The organism is Amycolatopsis sp. NPDC051716, from assembly GCF_040681595.1.
Classification (GTDB): domain Bacteria; phylum Actinomycetota; class Actinomycetes; order Mycobacteriales; family Pseudonocardiaceae; genus Amycolatopsis.
This window is the reverse complement of sequence record NZ_JBFAZA010000037.1, coordinates 22,359-38,849: the sequence shown is the minus strand read 5'-3', so window position 1 is coordinate 38,849 and position 16,491 is coordinate 22,359. Positions and strand designations below refer to the sequence as shown.

Annotated in this window: 18 protein-coding genes; 14 read left to right on the top strand and 4 right to left on the bottom strand. The window is 73.3% G+C overall.

What is annotated here, in order from left to right:
- Positions 1-84: 84 nt before the first annotated feature.
- Positions 85-738: a GPP34 family phosphoprotein gene (locus AB0M30_RS37585; RefSeq protein ID WP_364594257.1), complete on the top strand. Its 654-nt coding sequence runs from the start codon at positions 85-87 to the stop codon at positions 736-738.
- Positions 739-875: 137 nt separating this feature from the next.
- On the opposite strand, the gene AB0M30_RS37580 is transcribed toward AB0M30_RS37585, so the two are convergent.
- Positions 876-1,472, bottom strand: coding sequence for a TetR/AcrR family transcriptional regulator (locus AB0M30_RS37580; protein WP_360184539.1), 597 nt, complete (start codon positions 1,470-1,472; stop codon positions 876-878).
- A gap of 92 nt (positions 1,473-1,564) precedes the next feature.
- On the opposite strand from AB0M30_RS37580, the gene AB0M30_RS37575 reads away from it, so the two are divergent.
- The 5 genes from AB0M30_RS37575 (at position 1,565) to AB0M30_RS37555 (ending at position 6,470) form a co-directional block, all read left to right on the top strand.
- Positions 1,565-2,062 (top strand): PH domain-containing protein, encoded by a 498-nt coding sequence (locus AB0M30_RS37575; RefSeq protein ID WP_364594253.1) that lies wholly within the window; start codon positions 1,565-1,567, stop codon positions 2,060-2,062.
- Between the two features lie 356 nt (positions 2,063-2,418).
- Positions 2,419-3,930 (top strand): PH domain-containing protein, encoded by a 1,512-nt coding sequence (locus AB0M30_RS37570; RefSeq protein ID WP_364594251.1) that lies wholly within the window; start codon positions 2,419-2,421, stop codon positions 3,928-3,930.
- Positions 3,931-3,939: 9 nt separating this feature from the next.
- A complete protein-coding gene (locus AB0M30_RS37565; RefSeq protein ID WP_364594249.1) occupies positions 3,940-4,704 on the top strand; it encodes an isocitrate lyase/phosphoenolpyruvate mutase family protein in 765 nt (254 codons plus the stop codon).
- A 43-nt stretch (positions 4,705-4,747) separates the two neighbouring features.
- On the top strand, positions 4,748-5,761 hold the full coding sequence (locus tag AB0M30_RS37560; protein ID WP_364594247.1) for an aminotransferase class V-fold PLP-dependent enzyme: 1,014 nt from the start codon (positions 4,748-4,750) through the stop codon (positions 5,759-5,761).
- A gap of 112 nt (positions 5,762-5,873) precedes the next feature.
- Positions 5,874-6,470, top strand: a complete 597-nt coding sequence (locus AB0M30_RS37555; protein WP_364594472.1) for a hypothetical protein — start codon at positions 5,874-5,876, stop codon at positions 6,468-6,470.
- A gap of 114 nt (positions 6,471-6,584) precedes the next feature.
- On the opposite strand, the gene AB0M30_RS37550 is transcribed toward AB0M30_RS37555, so the two are convergent.
- Positions 6,585-7,520 carry a ferritin-like domain-containing protein gene (locus AB0M30_RS37550; RefSeq protein WP_364594245.1) on the bottom strand — a complete coding sequence of 312 codons (936 nt, stop codon included), beginning with the start codon at positions 7,518-7,520 and terminating at the stop codon, positions 6,585-6,587.
- Positions 7,521-7,640: 120 nt separating this feature from the next.
- On the opposite strand from AB0M30_RS37550, the gene rimP reads away from it, so the two are divergent.
- The 7 genes from rimP to AB0M30_RS37515 all read left to right on the top strand — a co-directional run bounded on the left by rimP (position 7,641) and on the right by AB0M30_RS37515 (position 14,402).
- Positions 7,641-8,183: a ribosome maturation factor RimP gene (gene rimP / locus AB0M30_RS37545; protein ID WP_364594242.1), complete on the top strand. Its 543-nt coding sequence runs from the start codon at positions 7,641-7,643 to the stop codon at positions 8,181-8,183.
- Positions 8,180-9,226 carry a transcription termination factor NusA gene (nusA, locus tag AB0M30_RS37540; protein ID WP_103335063.1) on the top strand — a complete coding sequence of 349 codons (1,047 nt, stop codon included), beginning with the start codon at positions 8,180-8,182 and terminating at the stop codon, positions 9,224-9,226. The genes rimP and nusA overlap by 4 nt, the downstream gene beginning before the upstream one ends.
- Before the next feature lie 77 nt (positions 9,227-9,303).
- Positions 9,304-9,621 (top strand): YlxR family protein, encoded by a 318-nt coding sequence (locus AB0M30_RS37535; protein ID WP_364594240.1) that lies wholly within the window; start codon positions 9,304-9,306, stop codon positions 9,619-9,621.
- 78 nt (positions 9,622-9,699) lie between these two features.
- Positions 9,700-12,705: a translation initiation factor IF-2 gene (infB, locus tag AB0M30_RS37530; protein ID WP_364594470.1), complete on the top strand. Its 3,006-nt coding sequence runs from the start codon at positions 9,700-9,702 to the stop codon at positions 12,703-12,705.
- A 71-nt stretch (positions 12,706-12,776) separates the two neighbouring features.
- Complete coding sequence (locus AB0M30_RS37525; protein WP_364594237.1) at positions 12,777-13,070, top strand: DUF503 domain-containing protein; 294 nt, start codon at positions 12,777-12,779, stop codon at positions 13,068-13,070.
- 19 nt (positions 13,071-13,089) lie between these two features.
- Positions 13,090-13,572: a 30S ribosome-binding factor RbfA gene (gene rbfA, locus AB0M30_RS37520; RefSeq protein ID WP_364594234.1), complete on the top strand. Its 483-nt coding sequence runs from the start codon at positions 13,090-13,092 to the stop codon at positions 13,570-13,572.
- Between the two features lie 5 nt (positions 13,573-13,577).
- Positions 13,578-14,402, top strand: a complete 825-nt coding sequence (locus tag AB0M30_RS37515) for an alpha/beta hydrolase-fold protein (protein ID WP_364594231.1) — start codon at positions 13,578-13,580, stop codon at positions 14,400-14,402.
- Positions 14,403-14,938: 536 nt separating this feature from the next.
- Here AB0M30_RS37515 and AB0M30_RS37510 read toward each other — a convergent pair.
- Complete coding sequence (locus tag AB0M30_RS37510; protein WP_364594228.1) at positions 14,939-15,556, bottom strand: class I SAM-dependent methyltransferase; 618 nt, start codon at positions 15,554-15,556, stop codon at positions 14,939-14,941.
- Entirely contained in the window at positions 15,553-16,095 is a 543-nt protein-coding gene (locus AB0M30_RS37505) for a helix-turn-helix domain-containing protein (RefSeq protein WP_364594225.1), read from the bottom strand. The genes AB0M30_RS37510 and AB0M30_RS37505 overlap by 4 nt, the downstream gene beginning before the upstream one ends.
- A gap of 154 nt (positions 16,096-16,249) precedes the next feature.
- Here AB0M30_RS37505 and AB0M30_RS37500 point away from each other — a divergent pair, with 154 nt between their 5' ends.
- On the top strand, positions 16,250-16,477 hold the full coding sequence (locus tag AB0M30_RS37500) for a hypothetical protein (RefSeq protein ID WP_003084005.1): 228 nt from the start codon (positions 16,250-16,252) through the stop codon (positions 16,475-16,477).
- Positions 16,478-16,491: the final 14 nt, after the last annotated feature.

Here is a 16,491-nt window from a genome sequence, read left to right as displayed (position 1 = left end):
GCCGCGATCACCGCCGTCGTCCGGTTCCGCCCGGGCGCCGGAACCGGTGGACTGGGGACCCGACGACGAGGGACGGAACCTGAGATGACCGAGCTGTCCTTGCCCGCCCGGGCGTACCTGCTGGCGTGCGACACCGCGCGGAACCGGTTGCCGGACCGCGAGCGCGTGGCGCTGCTGGTCCGCGCGGCGGCGCTGACGGACCTGGTGCTGCGCGGCCAGGTCGCCGACGACGGCGGCCGGCCGGCGGTGACCGGCGCGGGCGGCACCGGTCACCTGGTGCTCGACGACCTGCTCGCCGAGCTCACCGCCGAACCGCACCGGAAGTGGCGCGCCTGGGTGCGCCGCGGGGCGCGCGGGACGCTGCACTCGCTGGAGGCGCAGCTCGACGCGGCGGGGGTGATCACGCTGCGGACGTCCCGGGTGCTGGGGCTGTTCCCGCGCCGCCGTCCGGAGGTCCGCGAGCCGGCTTCCGCGGCCGCGTTGCGGGACGAGGTCCGGGCGGCGTTGCGCGGTGACGCGCCGGTGTCCGCGGACATCGCGGCCCTGACGTCGCTGGCCGCGGCGGTCGAGCTGGGTGACGTGCTCCCGCGCGCCGAGCGCCGCCGCCACCGCGACCGGCTCGCCCGGCTGGAGGAGCAGGCGGGTGCCGCGGTCCCGGCCCTGCGCAAGGTGATCCGCGAACTCCGCGCCGCCCGCACGGCAGCGATCTCCGCCGCCTCCGGCGGCGGCGGAGGCTGACGTCGTGTCGTCCCTCCGATCACGCGTGTCGACCCCGGGATCACGCGCGTCGACCGTTCCCGCACACGCCGTTCGTGCGCGAAGGGCCGGCACGCGTGATTGAGGAGCCGACACGCGTGATGGCCGGGACGACACGGTCAGGGGGTGAAGAGGCGGCCGAGGTAGTAGTCCACTGTGGAGATCGCCTCGGCCGGGGTGCGGTGCCCCATCAGGATTTCGGTGCCCTGGGAGTCCGCGATCGCCCAGAGCAGGACGGCCTCGGTCGCCGGGTCGGCCGACGCGGCGACGTCGCCCGCCTCCTGGGCCTGGCGGACCTGGTCGGCGAAGAAGTCCAGGAGTTCCGGCATGCCCTCGCCGAAGGCCTTCGCCATCGCCGGGTCCGCCACGGCGCGGATGAAGTACGCGACGCCGATCAGGAAGTCGGCCTCGCTGTCGGGGTCGCGCGGCAGGATCTCCACCAGGCACGCGCGGAGGATCGACCGCGGGGTCGGCGGTCCCTCGGCCAGCACCTTCGCGGTGATCCGCTCGCTGCGGAGCTTGTGGCGGTGCTCGAGGGCGTACCGCAGCATTTCGTCCTTCGTCTTGAAGTAGTGCTGCACCGACCCCATGGACATGCCCGCTTCGGCCGCGACCTGGCGCAGGCTGACGCCTTCCAGCCCGGCGCGCGTGGTCAGCCGCTGCAGCGCCTCGGCGATCTGCGCCCGGCGCTGCTCGTGGTCCACCTGTTTCGGCACGTCCGCTCCCGTTGTCATGCGATCGCATTGCGAAAACCCGGGCTCCGCCGTTACGATGCGATCGCATTGTAAAACAACCTCGGGGGGTTCCGGTGGAGACCGGAGAACTACGGCTGCGGCCACCGCGCCACGCAGTCGACCACCGCGCGATCGCCTGGTGGCGGACCCAGGGCGCGCTGACGTTCGGGCCTGCCGTGCTCGTGCTCGCCGGCCTCGGCCTGCTGATCCCGCCGGCCGCGTTCTGGCTGCTGGTCCCGGCCGCCGTGGTCGCCGTCTTCGGTGCGGCCTGGTGCGCGGTCCTGCCGCGGTGGTGGTTCGGCCTGCACCGCTGGGAGGTGACCGAAACGGCCGTCTACGTGCGCTCGGGGTTCCTGTGGCAGGAGTGGCGGGTGGCCCCGCTGTCGCGCGTGCAGACGGTCGACACCCTGCGCGGCCCGCTCCAGCAGCGGTTCGGCCTGGCGACGGTCACGGTGACAACGGCCTCGGCCCGCGGCGCGGTACGACTGGTCGGCCTCGACGCGCGGCTCGCGGCGGAGGTGGCGGAGCGGCTGACCGAGCGCACGGACGCCACCCCGGGGGACGCGACATGAGCCCCTCGCCCGAGCCCGGCTCCGCCGGCGCCCCGACGCCCGTCCGCGGCAGCGGCACGAGCCCCTCGCCTGAGCCCGGAACGCGCTTCGCAGCTGACCCGGCGCCTGTCGGTGGCAGCGGCGCGGGCCCCTCGCCCGAGCACGCCTCCACGGGTGATCCGACGCCTGTCGGTGGCAGCGGCACGGGCCCCTCGCCTGAGCGAGCCTCCGCGGCCGTCCCGGCGCCTGTCGGTGGCAGCGGTATGGGTCCGGCGCCCGAGTCCGGCTCGGCGGCCGCCCCGGCGCCTGTCCGCAGCAACGGCACGAGCTCCGAGCACGCCTCCGCGGCTGGCCCGACGCCTGTCCCCGGCAGCGGTATGAGCCCCTCGCCCGAGCACGCCTCCGCGGCTGACCCGACACAGGCCGACCGCCGCGACCCGGGCGGCTGGCGCCGGCTCGACCGGCGCACCCTCGGGGTCACCGCGGTCCTTCTGACCGGCGTCGCCGTCTCCGCCGGCACCCCGACCGCCATCGGCACCCGCTCCCTCTGGCTCGTCCCGGCCGCCGCGCTCCTCCTCGCCGGTGCGGGTGTGCTCGCCGAATACGTCCGCTGGCGCCACACCCGGTTCCGCTGCACGGCCGAGCGGCTCGAGATCGAGTTCCGCTTCGCCGTCCACACCCGCAAGTCCCTGCTCCGCGAACGCATCCGCAGCGCCGACCTGACCGCCAACCCGCTGCACCGCGCGTTCGGCGTCGCGGCGCTGGCCATCGGCACCGGGCAGCAGGAGAAGATCATCCTTTCCCCGCTGGCCAGAGCGGACGCCGAAGCCCTGCGCGCCGAGCTCCTGCACCGGCTCCCGGAGCAGACCACGGAGGACGGTCCACTCGCGACACTCGATCCACGCTGGATCCGGTACGCGCCGATGTCTTTCGTGGCGCCGACGCTCGGCCTGGCCGCATTCGGGACCCTCTTCAAGGTCGCGGACTGGTTCGGCGCCGGCGGCGGGCTGCTGAAGTGGCTGCTGCACCTCTTCGGCGATCTTCCGCTGACCGTGAGCATCCTGCTCCTGCCGGCCCTGGCGAACGTCGCCGGCGTGGCCGGCGCCGTGGGCCTGTTCGCCGAGATGTGGTGGCACTACCGGCTGGACCGCGAACCCGGCGGAACCCTGCGCGTCCGCCGCGGGCTGCTCACCACCCGATCCACCACCGTCGAAGAACGGCGCCTGCGCGGCGTCGAACTGGTCGAGCCGCTCGGGGCCCGGCTCGCCGGGGCCGCCCGGGTGGACGCCGTCGCCACCGGCATGAAGCGTGCCGACGACGAGACGGAGTCCAAGACGCTCCTGCCCGCGGCGCCGCGGGCCGTGGCGCACGACGTCGCCGCGAAGGTCCTGGGCGAGCGCATCGACGCGGTCGCGCTGGTGCCGCACCCGCCGGCGGCGCGCGGACGGCGGCTGCGCTGGGCGTCGGCGGCCGTGCTCGCGCCGGTGCTCGTCCTGCTGCTGCTCGGCACGGTGCTCACCGGCGTCCTGCTCGTGCTCGGCGGGGTGCTCGCCGTCGTCGCGCTGCCGGTGGCCGTCCTGCTGGCCCTGGACGCCTACCGCGGCCTCGGGCACGGCACGCGCGGCCGCTACCTGGTGACGCGTGCGGGCTCGGTCCGGCGGAGCACCGCCGTGCTGACCCGGGACGGGGTGATCGGCTGGACCGTGAAGCAGTCGGTGTTCCAGCGCCGTCGCGGGCTGGCGACGTTCACCGCGACCACCGCGGCGGGCGCCGGTGCCTACGCGATCCGCGACGCCGATGCCGCCGAGGGGCTCGCCTTCGCGGCCGGGGTCGTTCCGGGGCTGCTGGCGCAGTTCGCTTCGGCGCCCGCCGAAGCGACGCGGGCCTAGGTTCGGGGCATGGACGAATTCCGTGCCCTGCACGTCCCCGGTTCCCCGCTGCTGCTGCCGAACGCGTGGGAGTTCGGCGTCGGCGCCTTCCTCGCCGCGCAAGGCTTCCGCGCCCTGGGTACGACCAGCCTGGGCGTCTCGGCCGCGGCGGGGGAGCCGGACGGGGCGCCGTCGACGCGCGACGCCACCGTCGCCCTCGCCGCCCGCCTGGCGCGGCTGGACGCGCTCGTCAGTGTCGACATCGCCGACGGCTTCAGCGCGGACCCGGCCGCGGTCGCGGATCTCGCGGCCGAGCTGGCCGGCGCGGGCGTCGTCGGCGTCAACCTCGAAGACGGCCGGATCGACGGCTCGCTCGCCCCGGTCGAGGTCCAGTGCGCCCTGGTCACGGCGGTCAAGGAGCGCGCACCCGGCCTGTTCGTCAACGCCCGGACCGACACGCACTGGGCGGGCGACCGCTCGCTCGCCGAGGCCGAGCGGCGGGTGCGGGCGTACGCGGCGGCGGGTGCGGACGGCGTCTTCGTGCCCGGCCTCGCCGAGCCGGCCGACGTCGAGCGCATCGTCGGCGCCGGCCTGCCGCTCAACCTCCTGTTCCTGCCCGGCAAGGTCACCGTGGCCGGGCTGGCGGAGCTGGGCGTCGCGCGGGTCAGCCTCGGTTCGCTGCCGTACCGGATGGCGCTCGCCGCCGCGGCCGAAACGGCGCTGGCCGTGCGCGACGGCCGTGACCTGCCGCTGAGCCCGCCGGCCTACGCCGACGTCACCGCGCTGCTGCCGTAAATTCGGGTGAGCCGGCCCGGCCCGGTCTGCTTGGCTCGGGGGTATGCGTGCCTTCGGAACCGACTTCGCCGCCCCGCCCGGATACCTGAACACGCCCAGCATCGGCATCCCGCCCGCGCCGGTGGCCGAGGCCGTGGCCGAATCGGTGGAACGGTGGCGGACCGGCGCGGTCCGGCCGGACGATTTCGACGAGTACGTCACGCGGGCGCGGGCCGGGTTCGCCCGGCTGGTCGGCGTCGAGCCCGGGCGCGTCGCGAGCGGCGCGTCGGTCTCGCAGCTCATCGCCAACGTCACCGCGGCGCTGCCCGCCGGCACCCGCGTGCTCGTCGCCGAGGGCGACTTCACCAGCGTGACGTTCCCCTTCGCGGTGCACCCCGGCGTCACGGTGACCGAGGTGCCCCTGGCCGAACTGCCCGCGCGGGTCGAGGGCCACGACGTCGTCGCGGTGAGCGTCGTCCAGTCCGCCGACGGCCGGATCGTGGACCTCCCGGCGCTGCGGGCCGCGGCCGAGGCCGCCGGGGCGGCGGTGCTGCTGGACGCCACGCAGGCGGTCGGCTGGCTGCCGCTGGAGCTCGCCTGGGCGGACTGGGTGGCCGGGACGGCCTACAAGTGGCTCGGCTCGCCGCGCGGCAGCGCGTGGCTCGCGGTCCGGCCGGACGCGCAGGAGCGCACCCACGCGGTCGCGGCGAACTGGTACGCGGGGGAGGACCCCTGGGCCACGGTCTACGGCCTCCCGCTGCGCCTGGCCGGCGACGCCCGCGCGTTCGACCTCTCGCCCGCCTGGCTGGCCCAGGTCGGCTCGGCGGTGGCGCTGGAGTACTTCGCCGGCCTCGACCTCGCCCAGGTCCGGGCGCACAACACCGGCCTCGCGGACACGCTGCTGGAGAAGCTGGGCCGGCCGCCGCGCGGCACCGCGATCGTGTCGCTCGAGGGCGACCCGGCCCGGGTCGCCGAGGCGGGCGTCGTGTCGAGCGTCCGCGGCGGCCGGGTGCGGGTCGGTTTCCACCTCTACAACACCCTTGACGACGTCGAACGCGTCTTACCCGCATTCGAGTGAACCTCGGAACACGGGTGAACTACCGTATGACCCCGTGGTTGGTGCGCATTTCACCCCAGGCCCGTCCGACACGGCCCCGCTGGGCGCGGTACCCCCGCAGCCCCGCCCGCCCGTGCCGGGACCGCCGGCTCGCGACACCCGGTCCCTGCTGCTCAGGGGCGCCGGGCTGGTCGCGATCGCCGTCGTCTCCGGGCTGCTGTGGTTCCTGATCCGGCACGACTCGACGCCGGACGGGCCGGTCGCGCAGCCACCGGCGCAGAACACCGGGCAGTTCAAGTTCACCAAGGTCGCCGGGCCGGAGAAGTCCGACGACTGCGTCGCGAAGTCCTACACCAAGACCAAGGAGTTCTTCCAGGACAACCCGTGCCGATCGCTGGTCCGTGCGCTGTACACGACGGAGTCGGGCGGGGCGAAGGCGCTGGTGTCCGTGGTGGTGGTCGGCATGCCGGACTCGGCGAAGGCGAAGGCCCTCAAGGCGCTGACCGAGAAGGACGGCACCGGCAACGTCACCGACATGGTCCGCGACAAGACGTTCGCCGCCCCCGGCACCCCGAGCGTGAGCAGCGATGACGCGGCGTACGCGTCGAAGGTGGAAGGCACGAACACGACGATCGTGCTGGCCGACTTCTACGCCAAGCACAAGGACAAGGACCTGATCGAGAGCATCGCCGACGACGCCCTCCGCCTCTCGGCCGACCTCCACCCCTGACCGTCACCCCGGCCCCCAGCGCCCCAATGTGGCCTTGGGTGCGTCCAACGCACCGAAGGCCACATTGGGTGCGTTGAGCGCACCGAAGGCCACATTGGGGCGCTCACGATGGGGTCAGCCGGTCTGGCCGGGCATGGCGATCGCCACCGGCTTCTCGCCCGCCTCGGATCGCCACGGCGTGCCTCGTCGTGAGGCCGCCACCAGGGCGTGCAGCGCCGTCGTGCGCAGGCCGGCGTCGTCGGTGTGGTCGATCACCGCGAGCCACGCCGCCGCGCAGTCCGCTTCGGCCGTCGCCACCACCTGGGACGCCGACTTCGCGTCCGTCACCGGGGTCTTCGGCACGTACGCCGCCTCCGGGGCCACCGGGGTCGCCCCGGCCGCCGAGAGGGTCGTCTGCAGGTAGTCGCGGCGCAGGGCGTGCTCCGCCGTGCCACTCTTCTGCGCGTCGCCGAATTCGCCCGGCAGGAACGCGCTGACCAGCCCGTACACCCACATCGCCGCGTGCTCGGCCGCCAGTGCCACCTGCAGCGGGTCGACCGCTTCCGGGGGCACCGCGCCGGCCGGGGCCGTCCCCACCTTCGGGGCGTCCTCGCCCGGGCCCAGCGCGGGGGCGGTGCGCTGCAGCGCCGCGCAGCCCGCCGCCACCGCCGCGACCAGCCCGGCGCGGTAGCGCGGCAGCCCGCCGACGAGGTCTTCGGCTTGCTTGCGGGCGGCCGCCAGCCGGTCTTTCAAGCCGCCCAGCGCCGCGGGGGCCGGTGGGGCCGCGGACGGCGACGGCTTGGGCCGGTTCAGCCGGTCCACTTCGGACTTCAACGCGGCCGCGTGGGCCGCGCGCGCATCGGCCAGCTGGCCGGCGGCGTCGGCGTCCGCGCCCTTGGCCAGCGCCCGCGCGGCGTCGGCGTCGGCCTGGGCGGCGGCCAGCAGCGGCTGCAACGGGTCGGGGCTTTCGTCGTAGCCGGGCCCGCAGGCGGCGAGGGGCACGGCCAATGCGGCCAGCGCCCCCGCACGGAGGGCGCCGCGGCGGGTCAGCTCGGTCGGTCTTCCGGTCACGCCGCCCCATCCTGCCAGGCCCGGGGCGGCCCCGCCGCTCGCGCGGGCCGAGCGGGCGACCGGATAAGCTGGTCCACCACCGACCCGCGCAACCCCGGTCCGAACCAAGGAGAGCCCCACGTGCCAGGAGAACTCGCCAGCCGGCTTCAGCCGATAGTGGCCGAAGCCGTCACCGCCGCGGGTTTCGACCTCGATTCGTTCGAGGTGCAGCAGGCCGGCCGGCGCCAGCTGGTCAAGGTCGTCGTCGATTCCGACGACGGGGTCGGGCTGGACGAGATCGCCGAGATCAGCCGCACGGTCTCGGCGACGCTCGACGAGAACGAGCACGTGCTCGCGAGCGCGTACACGCTGGAGGTCACCTCGCCGGGCCTCGACCGGCCGCTGACCCAGCCGCGGCACTGGCGGCGCGCGAAATTCCGCCTGGTGAAGGTCAGCCCGGCGGAGGGCGCGCCCTTCGTCGGCCGGGTCGGTCACGCGGGCGAGGACGCCGCCCGCGTCCTGGCCGGCGGCAAGCTCCGCGACGTCCGCTACGCCGACGTGGCGAAGGCGGTCGTGGAGATCGAGTTCAAGCAGCCGCCCGCCGAGGACCTGAAACTGCTCGAAGACGACGCGTCCGGCATGATCGCTGCCGGTCAGGCCGAGACGGAGAAGGGGTCGAAGTGAACGTCGACATCGCCGCGTTGCGGGCGATCGAACGGGACAAGGACATCCCCTTCGAAACGGTGATCGAGGCCATCGAGACGGCCTTGCTCACCGCTTACAAGCACACCGAGGGCCACCAGTCGCACGCCCGCATCGACATCGACCGCAAGACGGGCCTGGTGCGCGTGCTCGCGCACACGCTGACCCACGACGGCGAGGTCGACGAGGAGTGGGACGACACCCCCGAGGGGTTCGGCCGGATCGCCGCCACCACCGCGCGCCAGGTCATCCTGCAGCGGCTGCGTGACGCCGAGCACGAGAAGACCTTCGGCGAGTTCTCCACCAAGGAGGGCGAGATCGTCGCCGGCGTCATCCAGCGCGACGCCCGCGCCAACGCGCGCGGCATGGTCGTGGTCCAGGTGGGTGACACCGAGGGCGTGCTGCCCTCCGGCGAGCAGGTCGCCGGGGAGTCCTACGAGCACGGCAGCCGGATCAAGGCGTACGTGGTCACCGTGTCGCGCAGCAACCGCGGCCCGCAGATCACGCTCTCGCGCTCGCACCCCAACCTGGTGCGCAAGCTGTTCGCGCTGGAGGTGCCCGAGATCGCCGACGGGACGGTCGAGATCGCCGCCGTGGCGCGCGAGCCGGGACACCGCACGAAGATCGCGGTCAAGTCCACCGTGGCGGGCGTCAACGCCAAGGGCGCCTGCATCGGCCCGGTCGGCGCGCGCGTGCGCAACGTGATGAGCGAGCTGGCCGGCGAGAAGATCGACATCATCGACTTCTCCGAGGATCCCGCCCGCTTCGTCGGGAATGCGCTGTCGCCCGCCAAGGTTGTTTCGGTACGAGTCGTGGACGAGCGGGCGAAGACCGCCCGGGTCGTGGTGCCGGACTTCCAGCTGTCGCTGGCGATCGGCAAGGAGGGCCAGAACGCCCGCCTCGCCGCCCGTCTGACCGGCTGGCGGATCGACATCCGCAGCGACGCCGCACCGGTGGACGACGAGGGTGATCAAGACCACGCCCGTCCGCCGCGGCCCGCCGCGACAACCGGTTCGGCTGAGTGAAGGTCGAAGCGCTAGACTCAGGAGTGGTTCGAAGCCCGCGGCGGGTAGCCGAGCACCAGCCCCACCGGATTTCCCCGGTGCGGACTTGTGTCGGCTGCAAGCGGCGGGCGTTGATCGGTGAGCTGCTGCGCGTGGTCGCAGTGGCCGGGCGGGTGGTCGTCGACGAGCGTCGGCGGCTGCCGGGCCGGGGAGCGTGGCTGCACTCCGACCCGGACTGCCTGGCCAAGGCCGAACGGCGGCGAGCCTTCCCGAGAGCCTTGCGGGCTCTCGGGGCGCTCGATGCCCGCGAGGTCCGCGAGCACGTCGGGCGCACCACCCCGCACCACGAGCCCGGGACATCCCCGGGGTCGCGAGGATTCAAGGAAGCAGGTCGACCCGTCATGAGTCAGCCGTGAAGCTGAAGCCATGAGCGTCAGACAATAAGGACGAGGTCAGCGGGTTTTCCGCCTGGCCTCCCCTAGATGAGGAGAGTTGTGCCAGGCAAGGCCCGCGTACACGAGCTCGCGAAAGAGCTCGGCATCACCAGCAAGGACGTGCTCGCGAAGTTGAAGGAACAGGGCGAGTTCGTCAAGTCCGCGTCGTCCACGGTCGAGGCGCCCGTCGCCCGCCGTCTTCGCGACGCGTATGCGCCCAAGGGCGCCAAGAAGCCCACCCCCGGTCCGTCGGCGCGCCCCGGCCCGCCGGCCGCCAAGCCCGGTGCGCCCGCCGCCCCGAAGCCCCCCGCGCCTGCCCAGCAGGCTCCGGCGGCCAAGGCGGCTCCGGCCCCGGCCGCGGCTCAGGCCGCACCCCAGCAGCAGGCGCCCGCGGCGTCGAAGCCGGCTTCCCCGGGGCAGCGCCCCGGCCCCCGGCCCGGCCCGCGTCAGCAGCCCGCCGCGCCCGCACCCCAGGAGCAGGTCCCGGCCGCGAAAGCGGACGCGCCCGCCGCTCCCAAGCAGGACACCCCGGCCACGCCCCCCGCGGGCGGCACCGGTTCGGTCGTCCCGCCGAAGCCGCAGGGCCCCAAGCCCGGCGGTCCCAAGCCCGGCCCGCGCACCCCGCGTGTCGGCAACAACCCGTTCGGCGTCGGTTCCGGCGCCCCGCCGCGTCCGCAGGGCCCGCGCCCCGGTGGCGGCCAGGGCGGCGACAACCGGCCCCCGCGTCCCGGCGGTGGCGCCGGCGGTGACCGTCCGGCCCCGCGGCCGGGTGGTGGCGCCGGTGGCAACCGGCCGAGCCCGGGCAACATGCCCCCGCGGCCGAACCCCGGCATGATGCCGGGCCGCACGCAGCGTCCCGCCGGTCCCGGTGGCGGCGCCCGCGGTGGTCCCGGTGGCGGTGCCCGTGGCGGTCCCGGTGGCGGCGCTCGTGGCGGTCCCGGTGGCGGTGGCGGCGGCGGTTTCCGCGGCGGTCCCGGTGGCGGTGGCGGCGGTGGCGGCTTCCGTCCCGGTGGCGGCGGCGGTGGCGGCGGCGGCTTCCGTCCGGGTGGCGGCGGTCCCGGTGGCGGCGGCGGTGCCCCGGCCGGTGGCGGCGGCTTCCGCGGTGGCGGCGGCGGTCGTGGCGGCCCCGGTGGCCGTGGCGGTACCGCGGGTGCCTTCGGGCGTCCCGGTGGTCCCTCGCGCAAGGGCCGCAAGTCGAAGCGGCAGAAGCGCCAGGAGTACATGGACAACATGCAGGCGCCCAGCGTCGGCGGCGTCCGCCTGCCCAAGGGCCAGGGCGAGACGATCCGGCTGCCGCGTGGTGCCTCGCTGACCGACTTCGCCGAGAAGATCGACGCCAACCCGGCTTCGCTGGTGCAGGTGCTCTTCCACCTCGGCGAGATGGTCACCGCGACGCAGTCCGTGTCGGACGACATCCTCGAGCTGCTCGGCGGCGAAATGAACTACCACGTTCAGGTCGTCAGCCCCGAGGAGGAGGACCGCGAACTGCTGGGGACCTTCGACATCACCTACGGCGACGACGCGGGTGGCGAAGAGGACCTGCAGGTCAGGCCGCCGGTCGTGACCATCATGGGTCACGTCGACCACGGTAAGACCCGCCTGCTCGACACGATCCGGAAGACGAAGGTCCGCGAGAGCGAGGCCGGCGGCATCACGCAGCACATCGGTGCGTACCAGATCGAGACCGAGCTCGAGGGCAACCCGCGCCTGATCACCTTCATCGACACCCCGGGTCACGAGGCGTTCACCGCCATGCGTGCCCGTGGTGCGAACTCGACCGACATCGCGGTGATCGTGGTGGCGGCCGACGACGGTGTGATGCCGCAGACGGTCGAGGCGATCAACCACGCGCAGGCCGCCAAGGCCCCGATCGTGGTCGCGATCAACAAGATCGACAAGGAAGGCGCGAACCCGGACAAGATCCGGCAGCAGCTGACCGAGTACAACCTGGTGGCCGAGGAGTACGGCGGCGACACGATGTTCGTCGAGATCTCCGCGCGGCAGAACATCAACATCGACGGCCTGCTCGAGGCGATCCTGCTGACCGCCGACGCCGCTCTGGACCTCCGGGCCAACCCGGACATGGAGGCCCAGGGTGTCGCGATCGAGGCGCACCTCGACCGCGGCCGCGGCCCGGTGGCCACCGTCCTGGTCCAGCGCGGCACGCTGCGCGTCGGTGACTCGGTCGTGGCGGGTGACGCCTACGGCCGCGTCCGCCGGATGGTCGACGAGCACAACGTCGACGTCACCGAGGCGCTGCCGTCGCGTCCCGTCCAGGTCATCGGGTTCACCTCGGTGCCGGGTGCGGGTGACACCTTCCTGGTGGTCGACGAGGACCGCGTGGCCCGGCAGATCGCCGAGCGCCGGTCGGCTCGTACGCGGAACGCGCTCAACGCGTCGCGCCGCAAGCGGGTCAGCCTCGAGGACCTCGACTCCGCCTTGAAGGAGACGAACAGCCTCAACCTGATCATCAAGGGTGACAACTCGGGTACGGTCGAGGCCCTCGAAGCCTCGCTGCTCCAGCTGGACGTCGGCGACGAGGTCGAGCTGAACGTGGTCCACCGCGGTGTCGGTGGCGTGACCGAGTCGGACATCGACCTGGCGACCGCGTCCGACGCGATCGTCCTCGGGTTCAACGTCCGCGCCCAGGGCAAGGCGACCGAGCGGGCCACCCGCGAGGGCGTCGACGTCCGGTACTACACGGTCATCTACCAGGCGATCGACGAGATCGAGCAGGCCCTCAAGGGCATGCTCAAGCCGGAGTACGAAGAGGTCGAGCTGGGCCGCGCGGAGGTTCGCGAGGTCTTCAAGTCCTCCAAGATCGGCACGATCGCGGGTTGCCTGGTCATGTCCGGCGAGATCCGGCGCAACGCGCGGGCCCGGCTGCTGCGCGACGGCACTGTCGTCGCGGAGAACCTGCCGGTCAGCTCGCTGCGGCGGTTCAAGGACGACGTGGTCGAGGTCCGCGAGGGCTACGAGTGCGGTCTGACGCTCGGTTCGTACGGCGACCTCAAGGTCGGCGACCTGATCGAGACGTACGAGCAGCGCGAGAAGCCGCGCGCGTAAGGACGATCGACACCGGGTGTGCGTTCTCGCGCACACCCGGTGTCTCCCTACTACACCACCAAAATTTGCCTATGTTCGTCGGAGCTCTTGAGCTCGACATCCTGCTCGGCGAGGTCCATTCGCTGAAGCAGAAGCGATCCGTGGTCCGTCCGGTGCTGGCCGAGGTGCGCAAGCGCTTCGCCGTGTCGGTGGCCGAAGCCGGGCACGCCGACCTGCACCGCCGGACCCTCATCGGGGTGGCCGTGGTCGCCGAAGGTGGCGAGCACGTCCGTGACGTGCTCGACTCGTGTGAGCGGTACGTGGCGAGCCGGCCGGAGTTCGAACTGCTGTCCGCCCGCCGCCGGCTGCTCGGCCCAGATGACTAGATCTTCCTAGGAGAACGACATGGCCGATCCGGCTCGGGCTCGCAAGCTCGCCAAGCGGATCTCGCAGATCGTCGCGTCGGCGATCGAACACGAGGTCAAGGACCCCCGGCTCGACTACGTGACCATCACGGACACGAAGGTCACCGGCGACCTGCACGACGCGACGGTGTACTACACGGTGCTCGGCGAGAAGCTGGACTCCGTCCCGGACTTCGCCGGTGCGGCCGCCGCGCTCGAATCGGCGCGCGGGGTGCTGCGCACGAAGGTCGGGCAGGGCACCGGCGTCCGCTACACGCCGACGCTGACCTTCGTCGCCGACACGATTCCCGAGGAGTCGAAGCGCATCGAGGCCCTGCTGGCGAAGGCCCGTGAGGCCGACGCCGAGGTCGCGCGGCGCGCGGCCGAAGCTCAGCACGCGGGCGAAGCCGACCCGTACAAGGCTCCTCGCGAGACCGAAGGCGCCGAAGACGACGAGCTCGCGGAGGAGGAGAGCCGGGGCTGACCCTCGTGCTCTCCCGCCGCGGTCTGCTCGCCGGCAGCGCACTCGCGCTGCTGGCGGGCTGCTCGTCTCCGCCCGCCGGGCCCCCGCCCGGCCCTCCCGCCGTGCCGGAGCCGGCCCACCCGTCGGCGCTGCGCGACCCGGTGACGGTCCAGCGCATGCACTCGGCGGCCCGCGGGACCGACGTCGACCTGGTGCTCATCACGCCCGAAGGCGTCCCGGCCTCGGGGCTGCCGGTGTGCCTGGCCCTGCACGGCCGAGGCGCCCAGGCACGGACCTTCCTATCGCTCGGCGTGCCCGCGCTGCTGACGGCGGCGGTCCGCGCGGGGACGCCACCGTTCGCCATCGCGGCGATCGACGGTGACCACTACTGGGTGAACGTCGGTTCGGACGACGACCCGCAGCGCATGCTGACCGACGAAGTCCCCGGCTGGCTGGCGAGCCGCGACCTGCGCCCGGCGTCGGCGGTGTTCGGCATTTCGATGGGCGGCTTCGGCGCGTTGCGCTTCGCCCGCGCCCACCCGGACCTGAAGGCGGTGGCCACGGCGAGCGCGGCCCTGTTCGTCAGCTGGCCGGACGCCCGCAGCCGCAAGGTCTTCGCGGACGAGGCGAACTGGCGCGACTCGGAACCGCTGCTGCACCCGGCCGAGCTGCACCCCGGCGCCTTGGGTGTGTGGTGCGGCGAGTCGGACCCGTTCCTGGGGGCGGATCGCCGGTTGGTGAAGGCGGTTTCGCCGGCTGTGTCCCGGTTCTCGCCGGGCGGCCACGATGACGAATACTGGCGGGGCGTACTGCCGGAGATCGTGAAGTTCGTGGGGGAGCGCCTGTCATGACCGACCCGTCCGGCCTGTCCAAGGCGGTGTGGACCGACGCCGACTTCCCGCAGATGGGCTGGCACGACTGCCGCATCCACGCACTCGCCTTCCTCGAGGACGACGACCCGCCACCGGGCCGGCTCCTGCTGGACCTGGACTACATCGTCCGCTGGGTCGAGCCCGCCCGGCGCGAGAAGCACTTCACGTTCTGGATCACCCCCGCGACGTTGGTGTTCGACGAAGCCTGGGACATCACCGGCGACATCGGCCCGCTGCACGGCAGCCTGGAGATCGCGGACCTCCACCCGCCTCGACCCTCCGGACGGCGACGGACGGTACCCGCTGTGGCACCTGGAGGGGCAAGGGTTCGACCTCAAGCTCCGGGCCGGCGGCTTCCGCCAGTACCTGCGCACGCCCCCGCAGCACGTCGACCACCAGGTCTTGACCATGTCCCAACGCGGCGGCCTCGGCTTCGCCGAGCAGGCGTTCGCTTGACGAACACGCCGAACCGGCGGAAAACCCCGATCTGCGCGGGGCAGCGAGAGTCATCAACACTATTTCGCAGCGAACAAAATCGCCTGTGGCACCTCGGCCCCGGGACGCAGCAGCCATTCGGCTTCCACGGTGAACCCGGCGTCCCGCACCCGCCGGGCCAGCCACCACGGCTGCCGGAGGTGGATGTTGACGCGCATCGGGTGCCCGCCGTAGCCCTCGGTCTTCAGCCGGGTGCCCGCGCCGACGTGGTAGCCGATCATCAGCAGCCCGCCCGGCCGCAGCACGCGGTGGAAGTGACTCAGCGTCACCGGCACCGACTCGTCCGGGACGTGGATCAGCGACCAGGACGCCAGCACGCCCGCGACCGACGCGTCGGGCAGCGCGAGGTCCGTCATCGACCCCACCTCGAACCACAGCCCGGGGTGCGACCGGCGCGCGAGGTCGACCATCCCCGGTGACAGGTCGATGCCGGACACGTCGACGCCCAGCGAAGCCAGGTACGCCGTAAAGTGCCCCGGACCGCAGCCCACGTCCACCGCCGGGCCGTCGACCCGGGACGCGAACAGCGTCAGCGCCGCCTTGAGGTACGGCTGTTCCTCGAGCGCGCCGGAAACGAACTCGGCGTAGCTCGACGCCACCGTGTCGTACGAGGTGGCGGTGTCCGCGAGCCAGGTCATCGCGCGCGCAGGCCGTCGAGGACCATGCCGAGCGCGCGCCGCCAGTCCGGGGTGGCGGTCGCCGCGGCGAACACGATCGCGAGGTCGGGCCCGCGGAAGTCCGGCCGCAACGCGCCCGCTTCCTGGGCGCGCGAGATGAGCCGGTTCATCCGGGAACCGTTGGCCTGCTTGGCTTTCTCCAGCCCCGACGCCGGGTCGAAGGTCCGCGAGCACACTTCGGTGAAGCCGCGGTCGGAGACCTGCATCAGCACCGAACGCTCGAGGAACAGGACGAAACCCTCCCAGGGGTCTTCGCACGCGAGGGCTTCTTCCAACACGGCCTGAGCCTCTTCCAGCGTCGGCAGGAAGGCGGCTTCGACGAGGTCCGCCCGCGTCGGGAACCGGTTGTAGAGGGTGCCGATCGCGACCTCGGCGCGCCGCGCGATTTCGTCGAGCGGGGCGTCGACCCCCTTGGCGCCGAAGACTTCCCGCGCCGCCGCGACCAGGGCTTCCCGGTTGCGGCGGGCGTCCGCGCGCAGGGGACGTTGCTCGACGGTCACGGTCCGCGAGTATAACCGTGTACGCCTGAGCGGCCCGCCTGGTTGCCTTCTGATCGGAACCTCACAGTGCCCACCTCGGGGGCCGGCCGGGAGCACAATGGTGTCAGCGGGGGTGAACCCGCACCGAGACGGCCACCGAGGGGAGGTCGGCACCATGCACTCCGACCTTTCCCCGTCCGGCCGCACCGGAGTCCTCCTGGTCGGCACCCGCGGGCAGCGGGGCCCCGGGGAGGTGCTGATCAGGATCAGGGGTGGCTTGGAAACCTTCCTGGCCTGGTCCGACACGGAGCTGCCGAAGGGCACGACCGTCCTGGTCGTGGAAACCCGGGGCCGGCGCACGGTCGACGTCGTGGCGTGGGACGCCTCGGATCCCGCTTCCTAGTGCTCGCAGAAGGA